The sequence below is a fragment of the Rhizobium sp. Root491 genome (assembly GCF_001427205.1).
In the GTDB taxonomy this organism is placed as follows: Bacteria; Pseudomonadota; Alphaproteobacteria; order Rhizobiales; family Rhizobiaceae; genus Agrobacterium; species Agrobacterium tumefaciens.
The window spans coordinates 107861-132027 of record NZ_LMFF01000016.1 but is presented as its reverse complement, the minus strand read 5'-3'; the positions used below and the strand labels follow the sequence as shown (position 1 = coordinate 132027).

The window sequence follows — 24167 nt, the reverse complement described above, 5'->3', positions numbered from 1 at the left end:
TTTCTGTCTCTTCACGTCCCTGTTCATAAAACAGCCGGACGCCATTCGTCCATCTTAACCGTTCCCGTGACTGAAATTTGTGCCGGGGAAACGTCGCATTTCACCGCATAGGCCTCCACGCCGCGCGACATGGCTCGCTGAAACGCCAGCCCATAGACCGGATCCAGATCATCGCAGATGCGCATCCGGTCGCAATCGTTGCGCTGAATGAGATAGAGCATTACCGCGCGGTGACCGGCCTCCGCTGCGTCGCCGAGCTCCTCCAGATGTTTGGCGCCGCGTTTGGTGGCGGTATCAGGGAATTCGGCCAGACCTTTTTCGCGCATGAAATGCACGTTTTTTACTTCCACATAGGCATCCGGCCGCCCGATTTCGGAAAGCAGGAAATCGATGCGGGAATTGCGGCCGTATTTCTGCTCGCGCCGGATCGTCGAATAGCCGGCAAGCTGCGGGATGCGGCCATTGAGGATCGCTTCTTCCGCCAGCCGGTTCGGCATGCCGGTATTGATGCCGACCACGGTGCCATCGGCCTCGACCATTTCCAGCATATGCCGGTACTTGCGGGTTGGGCTGTCATGTTCGGACAGCCAGATACGCGAGCCGGGCGTGGTCAATCCGCGCATGGAGCCGGTATTGGGGCAGGAGCCTGTAATCGCCGTGCCGTCCTCCAGAACGGCGTCGAAGAGGAAACGCTTGTAGCGGGCGATCAGCGTGGCGGGAACGAGTGGGGGCGTGAAGAGCATGTGGCCTGAAAGGTGAGAGGTGGGGGCTGGTCAGGACAGGACGTAGGTTCCAGGTGCATCGCCGAGCACTGGTCGCTTGCCGTCTCCCGGCGCCCTTGCCATTACCTTCTCGCCATTCTGGCTTTCGATCCAGTTTTGCCAGTGCACCCACCATGATCCCTTGTGGGCCGTAGCTGCAGCCTGCCAGGCATCGAAGTCTCCGGATGGTGATGCGCCTGTCCAATATTGGTATTTTTCGGATTGCGGCGGATTGACCACACCGGCTATGTGGCCGGAAGCGCCGAGCACGAATTCCACGGGGCCGCCGAACAGTGCCGCCCCCGTGAAGACCGATTTCGCTGGCGCGATATGGTCGTCGCGGGTGGCGAGATCATAGACGGGGATTTTTATGTCGCCGAGGTTGATCCGTTTGTCCGCCACGCGCATCAGCCCGCGGGCGAGATTGTTGTCGAGATAACAATTGCGCAGATAGAAGGAATGGCAGGCAGCGGTCACCCGGGTAGAATCGGAATTCCAGTAGAGGAGATCGAAGGGCAGGGGTTCCGTGCCGCGCAGATAATTATCGACCATATAGGGCCAGATAAGATCGGAGGCGCGCAGCATGTTGAAGACTGTGGCCATGATCGAGCCATCGAGATAACCGACGGCCTGCATGTGCCTGTCGAGCGCGGCGAGCTGGCCTTCGTCGATGAAGACCTTGAGGTCGCCCGCATGGATGAAATCCGTCTGGGCTGCGAGAAGTGTGGCGCTGCGAATGCGCTCATTGCCTTCCTGCGCATGCAATGCCAGGGCCGAAGACAAAAGCGTGCCGCCGACGCAATACCCGATGGCATTGATCTCTTTTTCGTCGGTTTGCTCCTCGATCGTGTCGAGGGCGAAATCGATACCTTCGCGAATATAGTCCTCCCAACCCTTGTCGGCCAGCCTGGCGTCCGGGTTGATCCACGAGACCATGAACACGCTGTGACCCTGATCGAGACACCATTTAACGAAGGATTTCTGTGGGTTGAGATCGAGGATATAAAATTTGTTGATCCATGGCGGCACGATGAGCAGCGGCCGTTTGAGGGCCTTTTTCGTCGTCGGCGCGTAATGGATGATCTCGCAGAGCGGGCTTTTGGCAACCACCTTGCCTGATGTGATGGCGATGTTCTGGCCGATGACGAATTTGCTGTAATCGGTCTGGCGCAGTTTCAGATGGCCGTGGCCGGCCGCGACATCTTCGGCAAGCTGTGCCATGCCCTTGACGAGATTGGCCCCGCTGGACGCGACCGTCTCGCGGAAGACCTGCGGATTGGTGAAGACGAAGTTGGCCGGCGAGAGGGCTTCCGTCACCTGGCGCATGTAAAACAACGCCTTGGTGCGGGTGTGCTCGTCCAGCCCTTCGGCTTCCATAACCATCCGGTCGGCAAAACCGACGGTGGTCTGATAGGCTTTGAGGAGAAAATCGAAAAATGGATTGGCCTGCCAGTCCGCGTCGGCAAAACGCCTGTTCTTTCGCTCTGCCGGGCCGGTCTGTGCGGCTTTTTCCGAGCGGGAATCGGCATCTTCCGAAAACTGCGCCACCGATTTTGTCCACAGATCGTAATAGCTGGAAAGCAGATGGGTCTGCGCTTCGAGCGAGCGCTTCGGTTCAGCCATCCAATATTCGGCGACGTCGGACAGCGTCTTGACGAGGTCGGTCATCGGATCGGCGCTGGTCTGCGGAATTTCACCGCGTTCGCGGGGTGCCAGCCATTCGGACGCGGCTTTGCCGAGGTTTTCCAGCGCGCGGGCGATGTTGACCGCAAAGGCTTCCGGGTCGCGAATCAGGTAAGCCTCGGCGGATGTGGCGTCGAAACCGGGCGTTTTGCCACCCTTTTTCTCTGCCCCGCCGTCAACACCTGCCATGCGCTGTCCTCCACCAAATTTGTGTTTGCACATTCTGCATGAAAACGAATACAAGTTCCACCAGCAAGGGGAGGCCACGAAGAGCCGAACCGCAGTCGAATTCGATATCGGCGATATCCTTACAGGCGGAACATGACGATGGGCAAGCACATGGGTACATGGGGAAGATTTGCGGAAAACGCTGGAAGGATCGCCCTTCTTTCGCTTTCCGGCGCCATGCTCGTTACAGTACTTGCCGCCTGCAAGACCCCGGCACCGATCGTCGCACCGGCCCATATGCCCCACCCGCAAGCCCAGATCGTCGGCCCGCGCCCCGTCAGCGACAATGTGGTGAGCCAGAGACGCGATACCGGCACCTATCCAAGCTTTTCAGCGCCGATTACGGCTGCCGGCAGCCAGATGGGGGATGACGAGGCGTCCAAAATGGAATCGAACCTGTCGCGCCTCGGTGCTGCACGCCGCAACGGCCAGATTTCGGAAGCTGAATACAAACGCCGAGTCGCGGAATTGCGGGCGCTTGGCGAAAACCAGAAGCCGGTTGCGACGCCTGTTACGCAGTGAGGTATTCCGTTCGTCGTTCTGGGGCCTTTACCGAGAATCGACAACCTGTGGATCTCGAGATTCGCTCGGCACAAGGCCGAGGATAACGGCAATCCTTGTGCTTCATTCTGTTACCAAGCCGTTCTCATAACCCCTTATTTACCCTGCCTTTGAACCATATGCTTACTGAAGATGTTAAGCGGATGGATGCGCTTTGCCGCTTATGATGCGGTCATAACAAACAGGCCGCTGAAAAAGCGGTAGACAGGGTGAAATATCATGAGATGCATCGCTGCTTTGCTGGTTCTTGCCGGTTTTGCGCTCGCACCCGCGCAGGCGCGGGCGCCGTACATCAACATCGGAACGTCAGCGCCTCAGGGACGATGAAAGTTGAAAAACGCCGGTCAGTCGTTTCCGGCGGCTTCGCTGAGCATATCGAGGTCCGGCACTGTAATATGACGGTTGTTCTCGATGCTAATCGTGCCTTCCTTGCGCAGCTTAGTCATTTGCCGGCTAACTGTTTCGATGGTGAGACCAAGGAAGTCAGCTATGTCTGCGCGCGATAGCGGCAGGTCGAACGTTGATTTATCGTCCTTTTCCGGATCGATATGCGTGGCGATCATATAAAGGAAGCTGGCAACCTTTTCCTGTGCCGATTTTCGGCCAAGTGTCAGCATCCAGTCGCGCGCCTCATCCAGTTCCTTCAGAGACTGGCTGTGAAGCTTACGTTCCATATCCGGCACTTCGGAAACCATGCGGTCGACGATGCGGCGCGGGAACAGGCAGATTTCCACATCGGTTGCGGCTTCCGCTGTCATCTTGCTTTCCGCCATGAACGGGCGGCCGAGAAAATCCGGTGCAAATTGCAGGCCGACGATCTGCTGGCGGCCATCCGACATCATCTTCGAGAGCTTCACCACGCCGTTGAGAATGTTGCCGTAGGAGCTGACGAGCTCCCCCTGGGCAAGCAGCTCGTTGCCCGCTTCCAGCTTCTTACGGCTGGAATGACGGTTGAGGTCGCAGAGCTGCTGCGGCGTCAACGTGCTGCAAAGACCACCGTGACGCGCCTCGCAGGAGCGGCATACGACGGGATATTCCGAATTGTGGATGGTCTTCTGTAGCGTGTCCATCAGCCTTTTCCGATGCTGGCTTTAAGGGACGAATGCGACCGCAGGTGTAAAATCCGGTCTTTTCGAAGGCTTGCGCCGCGTAGTCGTCGCCCCCGCGTCTACTTTAGCAAGAACTTAAGGTGCAATTTGATTGAAGTCAAAGTTGCAAACTGTCGCAGCCGTTACTCAAGGGGAGGAAATCGACATTTTCTTGATAAAAGGCAAATCCGGGGATGAAAACCGAACTTCTTCGCAAATATTCGGGCGCCGTGCCGCGTTACACAAGCTATCCTACCGCGCCGCACTTTCACGAGGGAATCGATAATGGCACCTATCGCCGCTGGCTCGGCGAGCTTGGCCACCGGAACCGGATATCGCTTTACCTGCATATTCCCTATTGCGACCGGCTGTGCTGGTTCTGTGCCTGCCACACCAAGCACACGCTGAAATACGAGCCGATTGCCGTTTATCTTGAGGCACTTAGGCGGGAGATAGAAGCCGTCGGCTCGCTTGTTTCCCCCGATGCAGTGGTCAGCGCGGTGCATTTTGGCGGCGGTTCTCCCACTATGCTGAGGCCTGAAGACATGGTGGGCCTGATGGACTGTCTAAGACGCCATTTCACCTTTGGTCTGGCGCCCGAAATCAGCGTGGAAATGGACCCGAACGATCTTGACGAAAGTCGCTATGACGCGCTTGCCGTCATCGGCATGACGCGCGCGAGCCTCGGTGTGCAGGACTTTGATGACAAAGTGCAAAAAACCATCAACCGGATTCAGACCTTCGAGCAGACGGAATCGGTGGTAGATGCCGTGCGGGCAAGGGGCGTTCACTCGGTCAATTGCGACATTCTCTATGGCCTGCCGTTCCAGACCTGCGAGACATTGCAACAGACGGTTGACCAGATCATCTCACTCGACCCCGACCGGATCGCGCTGTTCGGTTATGCGCATGTTCCGTGGATGAAAAAACACCAGTCGCTGATCCCTGAGCAGGCATTGCCAGATATTGCCGAGCGCTACCGCCAGATGACGATGGCGGCGGAGATGCTCGGCAAGGCGGGTTACCGGGCAATCGGGATCGATCATTTTGCCAAGCCCGCCGACACTCTGAGCCGGGCGGTCGAGACGGGGGAGCTGCGGCGGAATTTTCAGGGCTACACCACTGACACGGCTGATGCCCTGATCGGGCTTGGTGCATCCGCGATCGGCCGGTTGCCCCAGGGCTACGTGCAGAACATGGTGGCGACGGGGGAATATCAGCGGATGGTGGGCGAGGGTGGTTTCGCGGTTCTCAAGGGAATAGAATTGTCTGACGAGGATCACCTGCGCTCCTATGTCATCGAGCGGCTGATGTGCGATTTTTCGCTCGATCTGGGCGATTTGAAGCGGCGTTTCGGCAAGGCCAGCCATTCCGTCAGCATGGAGGCGCAGCTTTTCGCTGGCGGCGACAGGGACGGTGTGGTGCGGATGGATGGCGATGTTTTTGCCGTGACGGAGGCGGGAAAACCCTTTGTCCGTCATATCGCGGCAACCTTTGACGCCTATCTCGGCAGCGGACGCGGCCGTCATTCGGTTGCTGTTTAGGCAACAGTTTTAAGGCAAATTTCAAAGTTACGTCACGAAACCATTGGCTTTTTTGTGCGACTTGCCTATGTGGTGCGTCAGACAGGATATTTAATACGAACGACAATAAGGATTATGGGCGTGACAGCTACATTCGACAAGGTTGCCGACATTATCGCCGAAACCAGCGAAATCGACCGCGAAACCATTACGCCGGAAAGCCACACGATCGACGATCTGGGCATCGACAGCCTCGACTTTCTGGATATCGTTTTCGCCATCGACAAGGAATTCGGTATCAAGATTCCGCTCGAGCAGTGGACGCAGGAAGTCAACGAAGGCAAGGTTACCACCGAAGAATATTTCGTGCTGAAGAACCTCTGTGCCAAGATCGACGAATTGCGCGCAGCCAAGGGCTGAGGCGATAATGCCCGCTTCGAGCGGGCATTTCTTTTTCTGGACCTGACCTTCAGGGACGGGTCGTAACCGACCAGAAACGGGCCGGACGGATGCTGCTTGAATATTTTCAGATGATCGACAAGGTCGAAGCCGTGGATATGGCGACGCGCACATTGAAGGCGCGGTCTGTCGTTCCCGACAAAAGCCCGGTTTTCGAGGGACATTTCCCCGGCATGCCGCTGGTTCCGGGCGTGCTTCTGATCGAGACCATGGCGCAGGCTTCCGGCATGATGGTTCTGGCGTTCAGCGATTTTTCCGCCATGCCCTTCCTGATGTCGGTTGACGGCGCCAAGATGCGCACCTTCGTGGAGCCGGGCGCGGTTCTCGATATCGAGGCGGTGTTGGAACATGACGGTTCGGGTTTTGCAGTCACCAAAGCGAAGATCACTTGCGAAGGCAAGAAGGTCTGCGATGCGCAGCTGAAGCTCAGGACAATGCCTTTCAGCGAAATTCCGCTCGCGCCTATCGTCAGGAAGCGGGCCGAGGAAGTCGGCCTGATGGCGGCGATTGTCGCGGATGCGCAAAAATAAGCGCTTCCGCTGATGCCGGGAGACGGCATTTTTCCCCTAGACCCGGTTTTGATTCACGAAAATCGTGGGCTTGTGCTGGCGGATCGGGCCTTCACCATTGCCAATCCGCATCGCGCGCTTTATTCCGCAACGCATGGAGTGGTCGTTTGCGACCGCTGTTGGATAGCCGTGACCGCTTCAATGGGTCAGGCTGCAAAGGATGACAGACGATGAAATCTGACAATGATGTGGTGATAACCGGGGTCGGCATCGTGACCTGTCACGGCGTCGGCAGCCAGGCGCATCTTGCGCTTCTTTCGGGAACTGCGGCGCCGGCAACGGTGATCGAGACCGAAAAGTTCAAACCCTATCCGGTTCATCCCATGCCGGAGATCGACTGGTCCACGCAGATTGCCAAGCGCGGCGACCAGCGCCAGATGGAAAACTGGCAGCGTCTCGGCGTTTTTGCCGCCGGCCTCGCGCTTGATGATGCAGGGCTGAAGGAAAACCCGGAAGCCTGCGCTACCATGGACATGATCGTGGCTGCCGGCGGTGGCGAGCGCGACATCAATGTCGATACGCTGATTGTCGATGAGGCGCTGAAACGCAACGACCGCGAAGTGCTGCTCAACGAGAAGCTGACGACGGAATTGCGTCCGACCCTGTTTCTCGCCCAGCTTTCCAATCTGATGGCCGGTAACATCTCCATCGTGCATAAGGTCACAGGGTCCTCCCGCACCTTCATGGGCGAGGAAGCAGCCGGCATTTCCGCAGTCGAGACTGCGTTTCACCGTATCCGTTCCGGCGAATCCAGCCACGCCCTGGTGGGCGGCGCCTTCTCGGCCGAGCGCCCGGACATGATCCTGCTGTTTGAAGCGATCGGCGCGCATGCGCAGGGCGATTGGCAGCCGCTTTGGTCGCGTGGCGGCCAGGACGGCGGCGGCATGATTTCCGGTTCGCTGGGAGCCTTCCTGGTGCTGGAATCGCGCAAGCACGCCAGTGAACGCGGCGCACGCATCTATGCCCGCATCGACGCCATCGAGGGCGATCGCGGTAGCCGTGATGACGGCAAGATGGAAAAGCGCATGGAACGGCTGCTTGCCCCTGCAAAGGACAGTGCTGCGACCGTCGTGTTTTCCGGTGCGAGCGGTTACGACGCCGTGACGCAGCGTGAAAAGAATATTCTCGAAAAAGCTTTGCCGCAGGCCGTCATTCGCGGTTTCGGCGGTATCACCGGCCATGGACTTGAAGCACAGTTCCCGCTTGGGCTGGCGCTTGCTGCCCTGACGCTTGAAAGCGGCGCGAAGGTTCCTACTTTCGATGGCGCCGCGGAAAAGCCTATGGGCGAGGCGGCCAGCGAAGCGGTCGTCACCACCGTCGGCCATGTTCGCGGCGAAGGTGTCGCCGTTCTGTCCCGTGACGTGTGAGGAGAAAAGACCATGACTTCCAACTTCAAGGATCATCTCGGTCGCCCGATCGTTGCAGTCACCGGTATGGGCATCATCACATCGCTCGGGCAGGGTCTTGCCGATAACTGGGCGGCTCTGACTGCGGGCAAGTCGGGCATCCACAAGACTACCCGCTTCCCGACGGAGGGGCTTTCCACAAGGATCAGCGGCACCGTCGATTTCATCGACATCCCGGTTCCGAATTCCGTCGAGCGCTCTTATGCCTTTGCACGCGAGACAACCATTGAGGCTTTGGCGCAGGCCGGCATATCGGGCGATTTCGATGGCCCGCTGTTTCTGGCTGCACCACCGATCGAGCCGGAATGGAGCGCGCGTTTCGAGCTTGCCGACCGGTCTCCTCCGGCCGCCCAGCCGGGTGATGCCTATGAACGGTTCCTGACGGCTTTCCGTCAACGTCCGGACCCGGCGTTTCAGGAAGCGGCTCTTTTCGGTGCGATTTCGGAGCGTCTTTCGGACCGCTTTGGTACACGCGGCCTGCCGGTCACGCTCTCGACGGCCTGTGCATCCGGCGCGACCGCAATCCAGCTTGGTGTCGAGGCTATCCGCCAGGGCCGCACCGAGCGCGCGCTGACGGTTGCGACAGACGGTTCGGTCAGCGCCGAAGCGCTGATCCGCTTTTCGCTTCTCTCGGCGCTGTCGACCCAGAATGAGCCGCCGGAAAAGGCATCCAAGCCGTTCAGCAAGGACCGCGACGGTTTCGTGATCGCCGAAGGTGCGGCAACGCTGGTGCTGGAATCGCTGGAATCGGCGATTGCGCGCGGCGCGAAGGTTCTCGGCATCATCAAGGGCGCCGGTGAAAAGGCGGATAGCTTCCACCGCACGCGTTCCTCGCCAGATGGCGGCCCGGCGATCGCGACGATCCGCGCCGCACTTGCAGATGCGGGTGTTGCTGAAAGCGATATCGGCTACATCAACGCCCACGGCACCTCGACGCCGGAAAACGACAAGATGGAATATGGCTCGATGCTTGCCGTCTTCGGCGAAGGCCTGAAAGACATTCCGCTGTCATCCAACAAGTCGATGATCGGCCATACGCTGACGGCGGCCGGTGCTGTGGAGGCGGTGTTCTCGTTACAGACCATGCTGACCGGCACCCTGCCGCCGACGATCAACTACAACAACCCTGATCCGACCATTTCGCTCGATGTGGTGCCGAATGTGAAGCGGGACGCGACGGTCAATGCCGTGCTTTCCAACTCCTTCGGGTTCGGCGGGCAGAATGCCAGCCTTGTCATGACGCGTGAACCGGCTTAACCGGTTCCGCCAGAAGACAGGGGCGTTTCCGGCCTGAACGAAGCCCGGGAACGCTCTCGCTGGTGTGACTACACATTCCGACCGCAAAACCGTTACAGAGTTTTGCTGGAATTACTCTTGAGATAGACGCCTCCGGGCGAAGGACTAAAAACATGCGCGCTCTTCAACTCGTGGACGACCGGAAGCTCGAAAAAGTGGACCTGCCTGAACCCGATGCACCAGGTCCGGGCGAGGTGACGCTGCGCGTCAAGGCCGTGGCGCTGAACCACATCGACGTCTGGGGCTGGCGCGGCATGGCTTTTGCCAAGCGCAAGATGCCGCTGACGATCGGTGCTGAGGCTTCGGGCGTAGTGGAGGCCATTGGCCCGGGCGTTTCGAATGTGCTGCCTGGCCAGCTCGTCGCGATCTACGGCGCGCGCACCTGCGGGATCTGCAAGCCGTGCCGTGAAGGCCGTGACAATCTTTGCGAACATGTTCAGGGCGTGCACGGTTTCCATCTCGACGGCTTTGCGCAGGAAAAGATCAATATTCCGGCCCGCCAGCTCGTTCCGGCGCCGCATGGCGTCGATGCCATCGGCGCGGCTCTGGCGCCTGTGACCTTCGGCACGGTCGAACACATGCTGTTTGACAATGCCAAGCTGGAATCGGGCGAAACGATCCTCGTGCATGCCGGCGGTTCCGGCATCGGCACGGCGGCGATCCAGCTGGCCAAGAAGATGGGCTGCACCGTCATCACCACGGTCGGCTCCGACGACAAGATCGAACGGGCGAAGGCCCTGGGTGCCGATCACGTCATCAACTACCGGACCGACCGTTTCGAAGGCGTCGTGCGCAAGCTGACGAAAAAGAAGGGTGTAGACGTGGTGTTCGAGCATGTCGGCAAAGACACCTGGGCGGGATCGATGTTCTCGCTGAAGCGTGGCGGCCGTCTCGTCACCTGCGGCTCCACGTCAGGCGTATCGACCGATATCAACCTGATGATGCTGTTCCAGCAGCAGCTGAAGCTGCTCGGCTCCTTCGGTTGCCGCATGGAAAACATGGCCAACGCCATGCAGAAGATGGCGCGCGGCATCGTTCACCCTGTTATCGACACCGAAGTCACCTTCGAGGATATCGACCGGGCGCTGGAGCGCATGGAAACGCGCCAGGTATTCGGCAAAATCGTTCTGCGGATGGATTGACGCCTTGAAACTGTTCATTACGCGGATCGTCCTGAAGCTGGACCATTTCCGGCAATGGCTGATTGCGACGTTTGCCTTCGGCCTTCTCAATCTGCTGAAGATATTTCCAGCTGACGCGGGAATTCGCGCTGCCGACAGGCTGGCGCGTTTCGTGGGGCCGAAAACCGGCCGCCACAAGCTGATGCTCTACAATCTGGCGCGCGCCTTTCCGGAGAAATCCGAAGAGGAGCGGCTTACCATCGCAATGGACAGCTGGGGCAGCATGGGGCGGCTTGCGGCGGAATATGTCTTTCTCGACAGGCTGTTCGATTTCGATCCGGAAAATAGCGAGCCGGGCCGTATCCGGGTCGAGGGTATTTCGACCTTTATCGAGCTTCGCGATAACCCGCGGCCCTTTATCGTATTTACTGCCCATAGCGGCAATTTCGAATTGTTGCCGGTGGCCAGTTCTGCCTTCGGTCTGGATGTGACGGTGCTGTTCCGGCCGCCGAATAATCCTTTCGTGGCCGACAAGGTGTTCAAGTTCCGCAAGGAGCGCATGGGCAATCTCGTGCCGTCGCATGCCGGCTCTTCCTTCGCGCTTGCGCGGCAGCTGGAAAGGGGCGGCGGTGTCGGCGTACTCGTCGACCAGAAGTTCGGCAAAGGCTTGACGACGAAGTTCTTCGGCCATGAGGTGCGCACCAACCCGCTTCTTGCCAAGCTGGTGCGGCAGTTCAATTGCGATGTCTATCCCGCCCGTTGCGTGCGCCTGCCCGATAACCGCTACCGGCTGGAAATAGAGCCGAGGGTTGAAATTCCGCGCGATGAAAAAGGAAATGTCGATATTCAGGCGACGGCGCAGCTTTTGAATGACAAGGTGGAAAGCTGGGTCCGCGAATATCCCGAACAATGGCTGTGGTATCACGACCGTTGGGACGTTAAACACCAGATCTAATTATTTGCAGCGCGGCCGAATTTCTAGTGATTTTTTACAGAATTCGGCCGTAAAATCGCGTTTTTAAGTATTTTTACTTATTAGTGGAACCTTATTTTTCGTTCATGGATTATCGAAATTGAAAAAATAGCAGTAGCTATGATATTTTAGAGATTAATCCCTGCGGCGGTCCTGCGTGTCGTTACGTCATTTTTTAATGCACAGACGCTACAATGAGGGGATAAGTGTCTATCCATTCGGATTGGGAGCGGGCTGTTTGCCCGTTCAGGGAGAGTTGGGTTGAAAGATTTGATTGAGCTGTTCTGGCTGCGTTATACGGAACTGCAATCAGCGGTTGGTAAGAACGAGGCCGACAAGATCGCAGTGCTGGAGCGTGAACTGGAGCTGCTGCTTGATCGGGTCATCGGGCGTAAGACCGGCAGTTCCGAGGACATTCGTGAGCAATTCCGTTTCGCCATCGACCTCCTCAATCACGAGGCGGAAGATCTCGGCTGCGTGCAGCGCAATTCCGATCTTTTGAGAACGCTGGTCGACCGCTATGTCGGCATGCCGCTCAAGGCAAAGGTGATCGGCGACGAGGATGAGGACATTCTGGAGTGGCACCACCGCCATCTCATTCTCGATGAGGATATGCTGAACGACCTCGACGAGCCCGTGGTCGTCGTCTCTCCCGGTTATCGGGTATCATTCTCCAACGGGATCGATGCTTTTCCGCGCAATACGCCGGAAGGGCCTTTGGGATGTCATATCGCCGAGCTTGTCGGAGTACACCGTTTTCAGAACGATCTGCGGGAGAGGCTCGACAATTGCTTCAAGGGCGGTACGTCGAAATACACCTATGCCGAAGATCATGACGGCCACACGATCGTAAAATCGCTGGAAATGTCGCCCTGCTATTCCTCCAACTACAAGCTGGTTGGCGCAATGGTGGTCATCCGCGAAATCGCCGATCGCAGGCGCCGTCGCGCCACGGCATAAATTCACGGTTCGAACGCAAGCGTCGAGCCGTGTCCTCTTCCTGTCATTTCGGGAAGATGGTTTCCCAGATCGTGGCGATTGACCATGCGGATGATGCATCCGCAAGAAGCTTCGTCGCCATTGCCAGACAGGAAAGAACCAAAAGCGGGCGGATGATCTTCGCGCCGTTTTTCATCGCAAACCGCGATCCGATCTGCGCGCCGACGAACTGGCCGATGCCCATGGCGATGCCAAGCTTCCAGAGAACCGCGCCTCCAGCCGCAAAAACAACAAAGCCGCCGAAGTTCGAACCCAGGTTCAGAAGCTTAGTATGGGCGGTTGCCTTCAGCATGCCGAAGCCGGCAAGCCCCACGAAGGCAAGCATGTAGAAGGAACCCGCGCCGGGGCCGAAAACGCCATCATAGAAACCCACGAGCGGTGCGGCGGTGAGGCCGAACACGAAAGGCGTGATGCGGCGATGGCTGTCGATATCGCTGAGATGCGGCTTGAAGGCGAAATAGAGGGCAATCGCGATCAGCAGAAAGGGCATGATGGTGCGCAGGAGGTCTGACGGCACGAAGGCGGCCGTGAAAGCGCCGAGCCCGCCGCCGATCATCGCCATGATCGCCATCGGCAATTGTTCCCTCAGATTGACATGGCCGCGGCGGGCATAGGCAATGGTGGCCGACGCCGAGCCGAACTGCGATTGCAGCTTGTTGGTGCCGAGCGTATCGAGCGGCGGAATTCCCATGATCAGCATGGCCGGGATAGTGATGAGACCGCCGCCGCCGGCGATGGAATCGATAAATCCGGCAAAGATGGCGACGAAGAAAAGAACGAGGAAAACGTTGAGGGCGATGTCTTGCACTTGGCATGTCCAGGCGGGCTTAAGGGAGAGGGCCTCTTCTTTCACCGAAAAGATCGCCACGCAATATTTTTCTCTCCGATCCGGGACGGGCAGGGGGATTGCGGTGTTGCCGCTTATGGGTATGTTTCCGTGGCGCACCGCCAGACGCGGCGATGACGAGACATCAGGATGAGGGCATTATGCATAAAGTGATATTCGATACGGACCCCGGTGTAGATGATGCCATGGCGCTTCTTTTCCTGCACCGTCACCCCGATATCGATCTGATCGGCGTCACCACCGTCTTCGGCAACGCGCCCATCGATATCACCACCCGCAATGCGCTCTTCCTGAAACGGGAATGGCAGATGACGGCGCCGGTAGCGAAAGGTGCGGGCGTGACCTTCGATCCGGCCCGCAAGGAAGGCCACTGGCCGACTTTCATCCATGGCGAAAACGGTCTCGGCGATATCGATATTCCAGAGACCATCGATCTGCCGCTCGATCCGCGTCCCGCGCATCGCTTTATTATCGAGACGGTCAAGGCCAATCCCGGCGAGGTGACGCTGATCGCTGTTGGTCGCATGACCAATCTGGCCTTGGCGCTGCGCGAAGAGCCGGATTTTGCGGCATTGGTGAAGCAGGTGATCGTCATGGGCGGCGCCTTCGATATCAACGGCAATGTGTCGCCGGCGGCCGAGGCCAATATTCACGGTGATCCGGAAGCGGCCGATCTCGTCTTCACCGCGCCCTGGCGCGTGGTCGTCGTCGGCCTGGACGTGACGACGAAAACGGTGATGACCAGCGCCTTCATGGCCGAGATGGCAGATGCGGGCGGCAAGCCGGTACAGATGCTTTCCGATCTGTCGCAATTCTACATCGATTTCTACAAGACACGCACCGGCGATGGCATGGTGGTGCATGACAGCTGCGCCTGCGTTTACCTTGTCGCGCCCGAACTGTTTGAGACCCGCAGCGGCCCTATACGCGTCGTCTGCGGCGGGCTTGCCGATGGCCAGACCATTCAGAAGCCGGATGGCCGCGCCTTTCCGCCGGGCGACTGGGACGGGCATCCGAGCCAGCTCATCTGCACCGATATCAAGCCGGAGCGGGTGCTTTCCGTCATTCGCGCGGCAATTGTGAAGGGCGAGCGCGACTGAAGGGCCGGAATGGCCGTTCTTGACCATGGTCTGCCTTGCAATTTCCAAGAATCTGGCGTTATGCAGGTTTCCTGATTACATTGCGCAATTCGCCTTGCCTGTGGTCTGAAAAGGCCGCGCCGGAGCCACAAGGCGGATGATCGCGATGCCGCGTGGACCGAGAAAACCGCTGTAGGTTTTCTTGTGCTTTGCGGTACAATGAATAGCGCCCGCCGGATCGGTTCGTGTCGGCGGCGTTTAACAACAAGAACGAACTTCGTTATGGGCCGGCAGAACCGGTCCATTTCCATGAGGAAAGTGATGGAAGAGTTTCATAAGGTCCGGCGTCTGCCGCAATACGTCTTCGAACAGGTCAACCGTTTGAAAGCGAGCGCGCGAGCGGCCGGGGCCGATATCATCGATCTCGGCATGGGCAATCCCGACCTTCCGACCCCCAAGGCGATCGTCGACAAGCTGTGCGAAGTCGTTCAGGACCCTCGCACCCATCGCTATTCCTCGTCCAAGGGCATTCCCGGCCTTCGCCGCGCGCAGGCTGGTTATTATGCCCGCCGGTTCGGCGTGAAGCTGAACCCCGATACGCAGGTCGTCGCGACCCTTGGTTCCAAGGAAGGTTTCGCCAATATGGCGCAGGCCATCACCGCGCCTGGTGACGTCATCCTGTGTCCGAACCCCACCTATCCGATCCACGCTTTCGGCTTCCTGATGGCGGGCGGCGTTATCCGTTCCATGAATGTGGAGCCGGACGAGAGCTTCTTCGGGCCTCTGGAGCGGGCGGTGCGCCACTCCATTCCGAAGCCGCTGGCGCTGATCGTCAACTATCCGTCGAACCCGACGGCGCATGTTGCCTCGCTCGATTTCTACAAGGACGTGATCGCATTTGCGAAGAAGCACGAAATCATCGTGCTTTCCGACCTTGCCTATTCGGAAATCTATTTCGACGACAACAATCCGCCGCCTTCGGTTCTCGAAGTTCCCGGTGCAATCGACGTTGCGGTGGAATTCACCTCCATGTCGAAGACCTTCTCCATGCCGGGCTGGCGCATGGGCTTTGCCGTTGGCAACGAGCGGCTGATCGCGGCGCTGACCCGCGTGAAGTCCTACCTCGATTACGGTGCCTTCACGCCGATCCAGGTTGCGGCGACGCACGCGCTGAACGGCGACGGCTCCGACATCGCGGAGGTACGCAGCGTGTATCGCCGCCGTCGCGACGTCATGGTCGATACTTTCGGCAAGGCGGGCTTCGAGGTTCCACCGCCGGCGGCGACGATGTTCGCCTGGGCGAAGATCCCGGAAAAGTTCCGCCATCTCGGGAGCCTGGAGTTTTCCAAGCTTCTGGTCGAGAAGGCAGACATTGCCGTTGCTCCCGGCATCGGCTTCGGCGAAATGGGCGATGATTACGTCCGCCTCGCGCTCGTTGAGAACGAGCATAGAATTCGTCAGGCAGCGCGCAATCTGAAGCGTTTCCTGTCGAGTGCTGACGAAACGATGCACAATGTCGTTTCGCTCAATGCCCACAGATAAGGGCAACCGAAGGCGGCCGGGCCCCGGCCGTCACCATCACCAGCAAATCAGGAACATACCCATGGCAGATTCATTGAGAATCGGCATAGCGGGGCTCGGCACTGTCGGCGCTTCGCTCGTGCGCATCCTCCAGCAGAGAAGCAACGAACTTGCGATTACCTGCGGACGCGCGATTGAGATTATTGCAGTGAGCGCGCGCGACCGTTCGCGTGACCGCGGCATCGATCTCAAGGGTATTACCTGGTTCGATACGCCGGAGCAGCTTGCAAACGAAGCCGATATCGACGTGTTGGTGGAACTGGTCGGCGGTGCTTCCGGCCAGGCGGAAAAAGCTGTGCGCGCGGCACTTTCGCGCGGTCTCCATGTGGTGACAGCCAACAAAGCGCTGCTCGCCAAGCATGGCGTCGAGCTGGCGACGATTGCCGAAGACAAGGGCGCGCTTCTCAATTTCGAAGCGGCTGTGGCCGGCGGTATTCCCGTCATCAAGGCGCTGCGTGAATCTCTCACCGGCAACAATGTGTCGCGCATCTATGGTATCATGAACGGCACCTGCAACTACATCCTGACCAAGATGGAGAAGGAAGGGCTGTCGTTCGAGGTCTGTTTGAAAGAAGCGCAGCGGCTGGGTTATGCCGAAGCCGATCCGGCCTTCGATATCGAGGGTAACGACACCGCCCACAAGCTCGCCATTCTGACGACGCTTGCCTTCGGCAACAAGATTTCGGCCGACGACATCTATCTCGAAGGCATCACCAACATCTCCAGCGAGGACATTCAGGCGGCCGCCGAGCTCGGTTATCGCATCAAGCTTCTCGGCGTGGCGCAGGTGACCGAATCCGGTATCGAGCAGCGGGTGCATCCGACCATGGTGCCGCTCGATTCCGTTATTGCGCAGGTTGATGGCGTCACCAATGCGGTGGCGATCGAGTCCGATATTCTTGGCGAGCTTCTGATGGTTGGCCCAGGTGCGGGCGGCAACGCCACGGCCTCTGCCGTGCTCGGTGACATTGCCGATATCGCCAAGAGCCGTCCCGGTGCCCAGCAGGTTCCGGTGCTCGGCCGTCCGGCGAAGTCGCTGACCGATTATCGTCGCGCCAAGATGAAGAGCCATGAAGGCGGCTATTTCATCCGGCTGACGGTGAAGGACCAGGCGGGCGTCTTCGCCTCAATCGCTACCCGCATGGCGGATAACAACATCTCGCTGGAATCCATCGTGCAGCGCCAGCGCGTGCATGTGGAAGGCGCGCCGCAGACGATTATCCTCGTGACCCACGCGACGATGGAAGATGCGATCCGCAAGGCCGTCAAGGCGATCAAGAACGAGAAATATCTGGTCAGCGAGCCGCAGGTCATCCGCATCGAGCGGACCTGAGACGCTTTACGATTTTTCTGAATTTGAGGGCCGCGCCACCACATGGAGGCGCGGTCTTTTTTCTCCCGAAACCCATTTTGGCGGCCACCGGATAAGCCGCCATAAAATTTGAGGGGATCGCCTCAGAACCGCTGGAAAACAACGCGATTCGGTTCTATGGTTAATCATGTTACTAAGCGAGGGAGGCGTGGCTGTGACATCGATTATCCTTTTCAAGGACAGTAAGCGCGAAAGCGTTCTGGCCGCCCATCATCGGGCGCGGCCTCACAATGCCAACGACAATATTCGAGGCATGGAATTCGATATTGCCGAATATGAGCGCAACTGGTGTTCACTTGCGGTGTTTTCCCTGTTGCTGCTGGTCGGCGCGGTATCGATCGTCAGCCCGTTTTTCTCGATTTTCTCGGTGTGAAACCTCATACGGGCGTTTTTGCTTGAAAAAGGCGCCATCGCCATTTAGCCCGTTGTCATGACAAGGCGCGGATACGCATTCGCATGACAGGACGATGGACAGGATGGCAATGATGGAGCCGGCCGATACGGTGGTCCGCGCATTTCTAAGCGTGGAGCGGTCGGCGACAGAGCAACGTTGGGTTTCGCGGCTGGATCAGGCCGCACAGAACCGTGCGCTGGCCATGTCCCAGATCCATGCCATTCCCGAACTGATTGCCCGGGTGCTGGCCGGGCGAGGGGTGGGGGTGGATGAGGCTCTCGCTTTCCTCGATCCGACCATTCGCTCATTGATGCCCGACCCGCATGTGCTGACAGATTGCGAAAAGGCTGCCGAAAGGCTGGTCCGCGCCATTGAGACCGGTGAGAAGGTGGCGATCTTCGGCGATTATGACGTTGATGGCGCCGCGTCTTCCGCGCTGATGTATCGGTTTCTCGCGCATTTCGGGCTGACGCCGGAAATCTATATTCCAGATCGTATTTTCGAGGGTTATGGGCCGAACCCGGCGGCGATGCAGCAGCTTGCCGCCAATGGCGCGACCCTGATCGTGACGGTCGATTGCGGCTCCACCAGCCATGAATCGCTGAATGCCGCAAAGGATGCGGGAACAGATGTGGTGGTGATCGATCACCACCAGGTCGGTTCGGAACTGCCGCCGGCGGTGGCGCTGGTCAATCCCAACCGCGAAGACGATCTTTCGGGGCAGGGGCATCTCTGCGCCGCAGGCGTGGTGTTCCTGGTTCTGGTCGCCACCCTCAGGCTGTTGAAGGACAGGCGCAACAGACAGGCGTTCACGCTCGATCTGCTGGCGCTGCTCGATATAGTCGCACTCGCTACCGTATGCGACGTGGTGCCCTTGAAGGGGCTGAACCGCGCCTATGTGGTGAAGGGGTTGATTGCCGCGCGCCATATGAACAACGCCGGGCTGGCGGCGCTGTTCAGAAAGGCGGGGTTGGGCGGGCCGGTGACACCGTATCATTTCGGTTTCCTGATCGGGCCACGCATCAATGCCGGTGGCCGTATTGGCGATGCCGCACTGGGTAGCCGTCTGCTTACACTCGACGACTCGTCACAGGCGGACGTGATTGCCGAAAAGCTGGATGAGCTGAACCGCGAGCGACAGGCGATGGAAGCCGTGATGCTGGCGGAAGCCGAAGCGGAAGCGCTTTATGAATATGGGGACGGGTCTGGCGCTGGCGTCATCGTTACCGCACGGGAAAACTGGCATCCTGGCATCGTTGGCCTGCTTGCCTCACGCCTCAAGGACCGTTTCCGCCGCCCGGCCTTTGCCATCGCTTTCGATCCCTCTGGCAAGGGTACGGGCTCCGGCCGCTCGATCAATGGTTTCGATATGGGCAAAATGGTCCGCGCCGCTGTGGATGCCGGCCTGCTGGTCAAGGGTGGCGGTCACGCCATGGCCGCGGGCCTGACGGTGGAACGCGCCAATCTCGGCAAACTCCGGACCTTCTTCGAAGAGGCTGCCGCAAAGACGGTGAGCGAGCTGGTGGAAAGTAGCGTGCTGAAGATCGACGGCGCAATCGGCGCGTCTGGCGCGACCCTGCAGCTTGTCGATCAGCTGGAACAGGCTGGTCCTTATGGCTCCGGCCATTCTCAGCCCATTTTTGCCGTGCCTGCCCACCGGCTGCGCGATGTGCGTCTGGTCGGCACCTCCCACGTCAAGATCACGCTGGAGGCCATGGATGGTTCACGGCTGGACGGCATCGCATTCCGCGCCGCAGAGGCCCCTCTGGGGCAGATGCTGCTGAATGCGCGTGGCAGGTCCATCCACGTGGCAGGCACCGTGGGTGCCGATCTCTGGCAGGGCCAGAGGCGTGTGCAGCTGCGTGTTCTGGACGCGGCTTTCGCGCCCTGACAGTCGGCACAGATCGAGACTTGATTTAACGGGAAAAGCTGAAGGAAGGCCTGAAACGGCATGCATCCTCTATCTCACACATCACGTGAATATTTGAACGCATAATACTGATTTTCAAGGAGAGAGTCGAACCCCTCTTTTCAGAATGAAAATCTGACGTCCTAACCGATAGACGAAGGGCGCGTGCGCTTGTGGTGTGGCGCCCTTATAGTCAGGCTCCCGTTGCTCCGCAAGCGGAAAAATTGATTTTTTCCGCTTCGTGACGAGTTTTTTTATGGAGGCCGGACCGGCTGTGGAAAACTGCGCCGGGACTGGCCAAGGCCTTGAAATTTCGCCGCTATCACGGCGCGCCGGCAATGCCTTCATGACTCGTGGAAGGCCTCGGGTGTGGTTCTCCAACCCTTAGCTGACATCTGCTGCCCGCCAGAAAGAACCGACACTGTGATTTGGCTGGAAGGGGAAAGGCAAGCCGGTCGATTTGCCCGCTGGCGATTCATCCGGCTTGCCTTCCATCGGGGGGACAGCACTCTAACGTATCGCCCGGGAATCGGTTCCGGCGCATCGATCACGCGTGACGAATCCGCTGTCTGCGAAGCTGCTTTATATTTTCGAAAGGGGAAACACGAATGCAAGTGGCGAGTCGAACCCCTCTTTTCAGAATGAAAATCTGACGTCCTAACCGATAGACGAAGGGCGCGTGCGCTTGTGGTGTGGCGCCCTTATAGTCAGGCTCCCCGTGGTCCGCAAGCGGAAAAATGCATGATTTGACAAAAAAATGACATTGGCTGTCAGAACCCCTGGAAAACAAGGATTTCCGTTTCGTAACAAATGGTTAAACCGAGGTCGGCTTGGCAGTTTCAGTGCTTCTCGCGGATGAAGAACGATGTTAAACGACGATTTGCAGGGGCCGGTGATTCACTCAACGGGGCTTCTGGTGCGAAAGAAGCCATCAAAATGAATGGCGAACCTTGCCAAACATTCCGGCGTCACCCTTGGGGTTTTCCCGAGATCTGCAACCGCTCGATTTTGTTGACTTAGATCCTTAGGACAAGCCAATGGATGAGGTCGAGCGTGGAGAGGCTGTCGTCAAATGAAAACGGGGCCGAAATGGCCCCGTTCCATGATGTTAGCTGATTGCAGCGTTTCAGTGCAGGATCTGGCTGAGGAACAGCCTCGTGCGCTCGTGCTGGGGATTGTCGAAGAATTCGGCAGGCGAATTCTGTTCGACGATCTGGCCCTGGTCCATGAAGATGACGCGGTTTGCGACCTGGCGGGCAAAGCCCATTTCGTGGGTCACGCACAGCATCGTCATGCCGTCTTCGGCGAGGCTGACCATGGTATCAAGCACTTCCTTGACCATTTCCGGGTCAAGCGCCGAGGTCGGCTCGTCAAACAGCATGATCTTCGGCTTCATGCACAGCGAGCGGGCGATTGCCACGCGCTGCTGCTGACCGCCGGAGAGCTGGCCAGGGTATTTATGCGCCTGTTCGGGGATCTTGACGCGCTTCAGATAGTGCATCGCCACTTCTTCGGCTTCCTTTTTGGGCATCTTGCGAACCCAGATCGGCGCCAGTGTGCAGTTCTCAAGGATTGTCAGGTGAGGGAAGAGGTTGAAGTGCTGGAACACCATGCCGACTTCACGACGCACCTCATCGATCTTCTTCAGATCGTTGGTGAGTTCGATACCGTCGACGTTGATCGTGCCCGACTGATGTTCTTCCAGCCGGTTGATGCAGCGGATCATGGTCGATTTGCCCGATCCCGAAGGGCCGGCGATGACGATACGCTCGCCCTTCATCACCTTCAGGTTGATGTCGCGCAGGACGTGGAAGTCGCCATACCACTTGTTCATGCCGACGAGTTCGATTGCCACGTCCGTTGTCGAAACGGCCAGTTTTTTTGTTTGGGTTTCTGCCATTTTGAGCGTCCCTTATCGTTTATGCCCGGTGTCGAGGTGCCGTTCCATGAACAGCGAATAACGCGACATGCCGAAGCAGAATATCCAGAATATGAACCCGGCGAAAATATAGCCCGTCATTGCCGTAACGGGTGTCGCCCAGTTCGCATCCGATTGGTTGAGTGTGACAATGCCAAGCAGGTCGAACATGCCGATGATCGAGACCAGCGACGTGTCCTTGAAAAGACCGATGAAGGTGTTGACGATGCCCGGAATGACGAGCTTCAGCGCCTGCGGCAGCACGATCAGCCGGGTTTTCTGCCAATAGTTCAGGCCGAGCGAGTCTGCCCCTTCATATTGCCCCTTCGGGATGGCCTGCAAGCCGCCACGGATCACCTCCGCCATATAGGCGGACGAGAAGAGCGACACGCCGACCAGAGCGCGCAGGAACTTGTCGAAGGTCCAGCCGTCGGGAAGGAACAGCGGCAGCATGATGCTGGCGAAGAACAGGACGGTGATCAGAGGAATACCTCTGATAACTTCGATGAAAAGCACGCACAGCATTTTTATTACCGGCAGGTTCGACCGGCGGCCAAGCGCCAGAAGAATGCCGAAGGGCAGGGACACTGCAATTCCGAAGAAAGACAGGATCAGGGTGACCATCAGGCCGCCCCAGAGCTGCGTTTCCACCACCGGCAGGCCGAAGACGCCGCCGATGAGGAGGAAAAACGCAATGACTGGCAGGATGATGAAAAGCGCCAGCGCATTGAGCCGCTTGAACGGCGCTTTCGGAATGAGCATTGGCACCAGGAGGATGGTGAACATGACCATCACAAGGATAGGACGCCAGCGTTCATCGATCGGGTAACGGCCGAACATGATCTGGCCGAACTTCGCCGAAACGAAGGCCCAGCATGCGCCGGACTGGCCATCGGCCAGCGCACCGCCCTGGGAGGCGGTGAGGCAGGCGATGCGATCCGTACCGGTCCATACCGCGTCTACGAACAGCCACTTGAAGATTGGTGGCAAAAGATAGGCGAGGAACGCGATGGCAAGAACCGTAAGGACGGTGTCCTTCGGCGTGGCGAAAAGTTTAGTGCGCAGCCAATGGCTGATACCAACCGCGCTTGAAGGCGCGGGTTTGGCTTCTTCAATGGTGTGGCGCACGAACGCGTGATTGCTGATCGTCATCTATTATCTCTCCACCAGGGCCATTTTCGCGTTCAACCAGTTCATGACCACGGCCGTGAGAATGGACAGCGAGAGATAGAGAACGAGCCAGATAGCGACAACTTCGACCGCCTGTCCCGTCTGGTTCAGGATCGTGCCGCCAACGGAGACGATGTCGGCGAAACCGACCGCGACCGCAAGCGATGAGTTCTTGGTCAGGTTGAGATACTGGCTTGTCAGCGGCGGGATGATGATGCGCATCGCCTGAGGAACGACGATCAGACGTGTCGTCGTGCTGGCGCGAAGACCCAATGCCTCCGCTGCCTCGGTCTGCCCTTTTGCCACGGCCTTGATGCCGCCGCGAACGATCTCGGCGATAAAGGAAGCAGTGTAGAAGGAGAGCGCCAGAAACAGCGACATGAATTCAGGTGCGACGACCGAACCGCCCGCAAGGTTGAACCGCCCGGCAATCGGGTAATCGAATGTCAGGGGTGAGCCAAGCGCGAGGAATGTCGCAGCCGGAAGGCCGATGATGAGAAGTGTTGCGGTGATGCCGGTGCGGAACTGCTCACCGGTTCTTTCCTGCCTGGCCTTCGCCCAGCGATAAATGAAGACGCTGATGACGATGGCGACCACGAAAGCGAGCGGTATCAGCCACGTCCCTTCGCCCCAGAGAGGCTTTGGAAAGAAGAAGCCGCGATTGTTGAGGTAGGTTCCAAGCGGAAGCTGCAGCGAATCGCGGGCCTGCGGCAGAACGGAGATGACGCCCTTGTACCAGAAGAAGATAACAAGCAGGGGCGGGATGTTGCGGAAGATTTCCACATAGGCCTGCGCCAGCTTCGAGATCAGCCAGTTGTTGGACAGCCGGGCGATGCCGACGATGAAACCGATGATCGACGCGGCGATGATGCCAAAAAATGCGACCTGAATTGTGTTGAGAATACCAACGAGCAATGCCCGGCCATAGGTCGCATCGCTGGTGTAAGCGATCAGCGACTGGCCGATATCGAAGCCGGCTCTTCCATTGAGGAAGCCGAAGCCGGACGAAATGTTTGACCGTTGAAGATTTGTGATCGTATTCGTCACGATGATCCAGACGAAGGCGGTCAGGATGACGACTGTCAGAACCTGATAAAAAATTCCGCGTATGCGTGGATCGTAAATGAGTGACGACGCGCTTTGCGCGCGCGATCGTTGCGAACTGACCGCGTTGCCTGCCATAGGCACCTTTCCCTTTTATATGCTCTTTGCGAGCTTATTCTATAATTT

21 protein-coding genes are annotated in these 24167 nt (G+C 58.3%); 14 read left to right on the top strand and 7 right to left on the bottom strand.

Annotation, left to right across the window (positions count from 1 at the left end; translation table 11 throughout):
- Positions 1 to 23: 23 nt before the first annotated feature.
- Positions 24 to 743, bottom strand: coding sequence for a DNA/RNA nuclease SfsA (gene sfsA, locus ASD46_RS19135; protein WP_025593532.1), 720 nt, complete (start codon positions 741 to 743; stop codon positions 24 to 26).
- 30 nt (positions 744 to 773) lie between these two features.
- On the bottom strand, positions 774 to 2633 hold the full coding sequence (locus tag ASD46_RS19130) for a PHA/PHB synthase family protein (protein WP_025593530.1): 1860 nt from the start codon (positions 2631 to 2633) through the stop codon (positions 774 to 776).
- A 138-nt stretch (positions 2634 to 2771) separates the two neighbouring features.
- Here ASD46_RS19130 and ASD46_RS19125 point away from each other — a divergent pair, with 138 nt between their 5' ends.
- Positions 2772 to 3194 carry a hypothetical protein gene (locus tag ASD46_RS19125; RefSeq protein ID WP_003515396.1) on the top strand — a complete coding sequence of 141 codons (423 nt, stop codon included), beginning with the start codon at positions 2772 to 2774 and terminating at the stop codon, positions 3192 to 3194.
- Positions 3195 to 3577: 383 nt separating this feature from the next.
- On the opposite strand, the gene fnrN is transcribed toward ASD46_RS19125, so the two are convergent.
- On the bottom strand, positions 3578 to 4303 hold the full coding sequence (gene fnrN / locus ASD46_RS19120; protein WP_003515395.1) for a transcriptional regulator FnrN: 726 nt from the start codon (positions 4301 to 4303) through the stop codon (positions 3578 to 3580).
- Positions 4304 to 4515: 212 nt separating this feature from the next.
- Here fnrN and hemN point away from each other — a divergent pair, with 212 nt between their 5' ends.
- The 8 genes from hemN to ASD46_RS19075 all read left to right on the top strand — a co-directional run bounded on the left by hemN (position 4516) and on the right by ASD46_RS19075 (position 12628).
- Positions 4516 to 5865: an oxygen-independent coproporphyrinogen III oxidase gene (gene hemN / locus ASD46_RS19115; RefSeq protein ID WP_025593527.1), complete on the top strand. Its 1350-nt coding sequence runs from the start codon at positions 4516 to 4518 to the stop codon at positions 5863 to 5865.
- A 114-nt stretch (positions 5866 to 5979) separates the two neighbouring features.
- The gene (locus tag ASD46_RS19110) at positions 5980 to 6264 is read left to right on the top strand and encodes an acyl carrier protein (RefSeq protein WP_019566223.1); all 285 of its coding nucleotides are present in this window, start codon (positions 5980 to 5982) and stop codon (positions 6262 to 6264) included.
- A gap of 89 nt (positions 6265 to 6353) precedes the next feature.
- Positions 6354 to 6833: a 3-hydroxyacyl-ACP dehydratase FabZ family protein gene (locus ASD46_RS19105; RefSeq protein WP_003515392.1), complete on the top strand. Its 480-nt coding sequence runs from the start codon at positions 6354 to 6356 to the stop codon at positions 6831 to 6833.
- Between the two features lie 209 nt (positions 6834 to 7042).
- Positions 7043 to 8239, top strand: a complete 1197-nt coding sequence (locus tag ASD46_RS19095) for a beta-ketoacyl-ACP synthase (protein WP_003515391.1) — start codon at positions 7043 to 7045, stop codon at positions 8237 to 8239.
- A 12-nt stretch (positions 8240 to 8251) separates the two neighbouring features.
- On the top strand, positions 8252 to 9535 hold the full coding sequence (locus tag ASD46_RS19090) for a beta-ketoacyl-ACP synthase (RefSeq protein ID WP_060642559.1): 1284 nt from the start codon (positions 8252 to 8254) through the stop codon (positions 9533 to 9535).
- Between the two features lie 152 nt (positions 9536 to 9687).
- Positions 9688 to 10716 (top strand): zinc-binding dehydrogenase, encoded by a 1029-nt coding sequence (locus ASD46_RS19085; RefSeq protein WP_003515388.1) that lies wholly within the window; start codon positions 9688 to 9690, stop codon positions 10714 to 10716.
- A gap of 4 nt (positions 10717 to 10720) precedes the next feature.
- The gene (locus ASD46_RS19080; RefSeq protein WP_019566226.1) at positions 10721 to 11650 is read left to right on the top strand and encodes a lipid A biosynthesis lauroyl acyltransferase; all 930 of its coding nucleotides are present in this window, start codon (positions 10721 to 10723) and stop codon (positions 11648 to 11650) included.
- A gap of 279 nt (positions 11651 to 11929) precedes the next feature.
- Entirely contained in the window at positions 11930 to 12628 is a 699-nt protein-coding gene (locus ASD46_RS19075; protein WP_013636202.1) for a hypothetical protein, read from the top strand.
- Between the two features lie 43 nt (positions 12629 to 12671).
- On the opposite strand, the gene ASD46_RS19070 is transcribed toward ASD46_RS19075, so the two are convergent.
- Complete coding sequence (locus ASD46_RS19070) at positions 12672 to 13475, bottom strand: TSUP family transporter (protein ID WP_025593522.1); 804 nt, start codon at positions 13473 to 13475, stop codon at positions 12672 to 12674.
- A gap of 179 nt (positions 13476 to 13654) precedes the next feature.
- On the opposite strand from ASD46_RS19070, the gene ASD46_RS19065 reads away from it, so the two are divergent.
- From ASD46_RS19065 to recJ, 5 genes are all read left to right on the top strand, one after another.
- Positions 13655 to 14614 carry a nucleoside hydrolase gene (locus ASD46_RS19065; protein ID WP_025593520.1) on the top strand — a complete coding sequence of 320 codons (960 nt, stop codon included), beginning with the start codon at positions 13655 to 13657 and terminating at the stop codon, positions 14612 to 14614.
- A 300-nt stretch (positions 14615 to 14914) separates the two neighbouring features.
- Positions 14915 to 16135 (top strand): LL-diaminopimelate aminotransferase, encoded by a 1221-nt coding sequence (locus tag ASD46_RS19060; RefSeq protein WP_003515379.1) that lies wholly within the window; start codon positions 14915 to 14917, stop codon positions 16133 to 16135.
- A 61-nt stretch (positions 16136 to 16196) separates the two neighbouring features.
- Positions 16197 to 17507 (top strand): homoserine dehydrogenase, encoded by a 1311-nt coding sequence (locus ASD46_RS19055; RefSeq protein WP_003515377.1) that lies wholly within the window; start codon positions 16197 to 16199, stop codon positions 17505 to 17507.
- Between the two features lie 187 nt (positions 17508 to 17694).
- Complete coding sequence (locus ASD46_RS19050) at positions 17695 to 17919, top strand: hypothetical protein (protein WP_025593517.1); 225 nt, start codon at positions 17695 to 17697, stop codon at positions 17917 to 17919.
- 103 nt (positions 17920 to 18022) lie between these two features.
- Positions 18023 to 19831, top strand: a complete 1809-nt coding sequence (gene recJ, locus ASD46_RS19045) for a single-stranded-DNA-specific exonuclease RecJ (RefSeq protein WP_076845395.1) — start codon at positions 18023 to 18025, stop codon at positions 19829 to 19831.
- Positions 19832 to 20975: 1144 nt separating this feature from the next.
- Here recJ and ASD46_RS19040 read toward each other — a convergent pair.
- From ASD46_RS19040 to ASD46_RS19030, 3 genes are read right to left on the bottom strand one after another with little or no spacing between them, the layout of a single operon-like run.
- Positions 20976 to 21749 carry an amino acid ABC transporter ATP-binding protein gene (locus tag ASD46_RS19040; protein ID WP_003515372.1) on the bottom strand — a complete coding sequence of 258 codons (774 nt, stop codon included), beginning with the start codon at positions 21747 to 21749 and terminating at the stop codon, positions 20976 to 20978.
- A 12-nt stretch (positions 21750 to 21761) separates the two neighbouring features.
- Positions 21762 to 22919: an amino acid ABC transporter permease gene (locus ASD46_RS19035; protein ID WP_013636194.1), complete on the bottom strand. Its 1158-nt coding sequence runs from the start codon at positions 22917 to 22919 to the stop codon at positions 21762 to 21764.
- Positions 22920 to 22922: 3 nt separating this feature from the next.
- Positions 22923 to 24119 (bottom strand): amino acid ABC transporter permease, encoded by a 1197-nt coding sequence (locus tag ASD46_RS19030; RefSeq protein ID WP_003515368.1) that lies wholly within the window; start codon positions 24117 to 24119, stop codon positions 22923 to 22925.
- Positions 24120 to 24167: the final 48 nt, after the last annotated feature.

Excerpts from the sequence above, each read along its gene's own strand:
- sfsA (WP_025593532.1), bottom strand. The coding sequence starts at position 743 with ATGCTCTTCACGCCCCCACTCGTTCCCGCCACGCTGATCGCCCGCTAC.
- ASD46_RS19130 (WP_025593530.1), bottom strand. The coding sequence starts at position 2,633 with ATGGCAGGTGTTGACGGCGGGGCAGAGAAAAAGGGTGGCAAAACGCCC.
- ASD46_RS19125 (WP_003515396.1), top strand. The coding sequence starts at position 2,772 with ATGGGCAAGCACATGGGTACATGGGGAAGATTTGCGGAAAACGCTGGA.
- fnrN (WP_003515395.1), bottom strand. The coding sequence starts at position 4,303 with ATGGACACGCTACAGAAGACCATCCACAATTCGGAATATCCCGTCGTA.
- hemN (WP_025593527.1), top strand. The coding sequence starts at position 4,516 with ATGAAAACCGAACTTCTTCGCAAATATTCGGGCGCCGTGCCGCGTTAC.
- ASD46_RS19110 (WP_019566223.1), top strand. The coding sequence starts at position 5,980 with ATGGGCGTGACAGCTACATTCGACAAGGTTGCCGACATTATCGCCGAA.
- ASD46_RS19105 (WP_003515392.1), top strand. The coding sequence starts at position 6,354 with ATGCTGCTTGAATATTTTCAGATGATCGACAAGGTCGAAGCCGTGGAT.
- ASD46_RS19095 (WP_003515391.1), top strand. The coding sequence starts at position 7,043 with ATGAAATCTGACAATGATGTGGTGATAACCGGGGTCGGCATCGTGACC.
- ASD46_RS19090 (WP_060642559.1), top strand. The coding sequence starts at position 8,252 with ATGACTTCCAACTTCAAGGATCATCTCGGTCGCCCGATCGTTGCAGTC.
- ASD46_RS19085 (WP_003515388.1), top strand. The coding sequence starts at position 9,688 with ATGCGCGCTCTTCAACTCGTGGACGACCGGAAGCTCGAAAAAGTGGAC.
- ASD46_RS19065 (WP_025593520.1), top strand. The coding sequence starts at position 13,655 with ATGCATAAAGTGATATTCGATACGGACCCCGGTGTAGATGATGCCATG.
- ASD46_RS19060 (WP_003515379.1), top strand. The coding sequence starts at position 14,915 with ATGGAAGAGTTTCATAAGGTCCGGCGTCTGCCGCAATACGTCTTCGAA.
- ASD46_RS19055 (WP_003515377.1), top strand. The coding sequence starts at position 16,197 with ATGGCAGATTCATTGAGAATCGGCATAGCGGGGCTCGGCACTGTCGGC.
- recJ (WP_076845395.1), top strand. The coding sequence starts at position 18,023 with ATGGCAATGATGGAGCCGGCCGATACGGTGGTCCGCGCATTTCTAAGC.
- ASD46_RS19040 (WP_003515372.1), bottom strand. The coding sequence starts at position 21,749 with ATGGCAGAAACCCAAACAAAAAAACTGGCCGTTTCGACAACGGACGTG.
- ASD46_RS19035 (WP_013636194.1), bottom strand. The coding sequence starts at position 22,919 with ATGACGATCAGCAATCACGCGTTCGTGCGCCACACCATTGAAGAAGCC.
- ASD46_RS19030 (WP_003515368.1), bottom strand. The coding sequence starts at position 24,119 with ATGGCAGGCAACGCGGTCAGTTCGCAACGATCGCGCGCGCAAAGCGCG.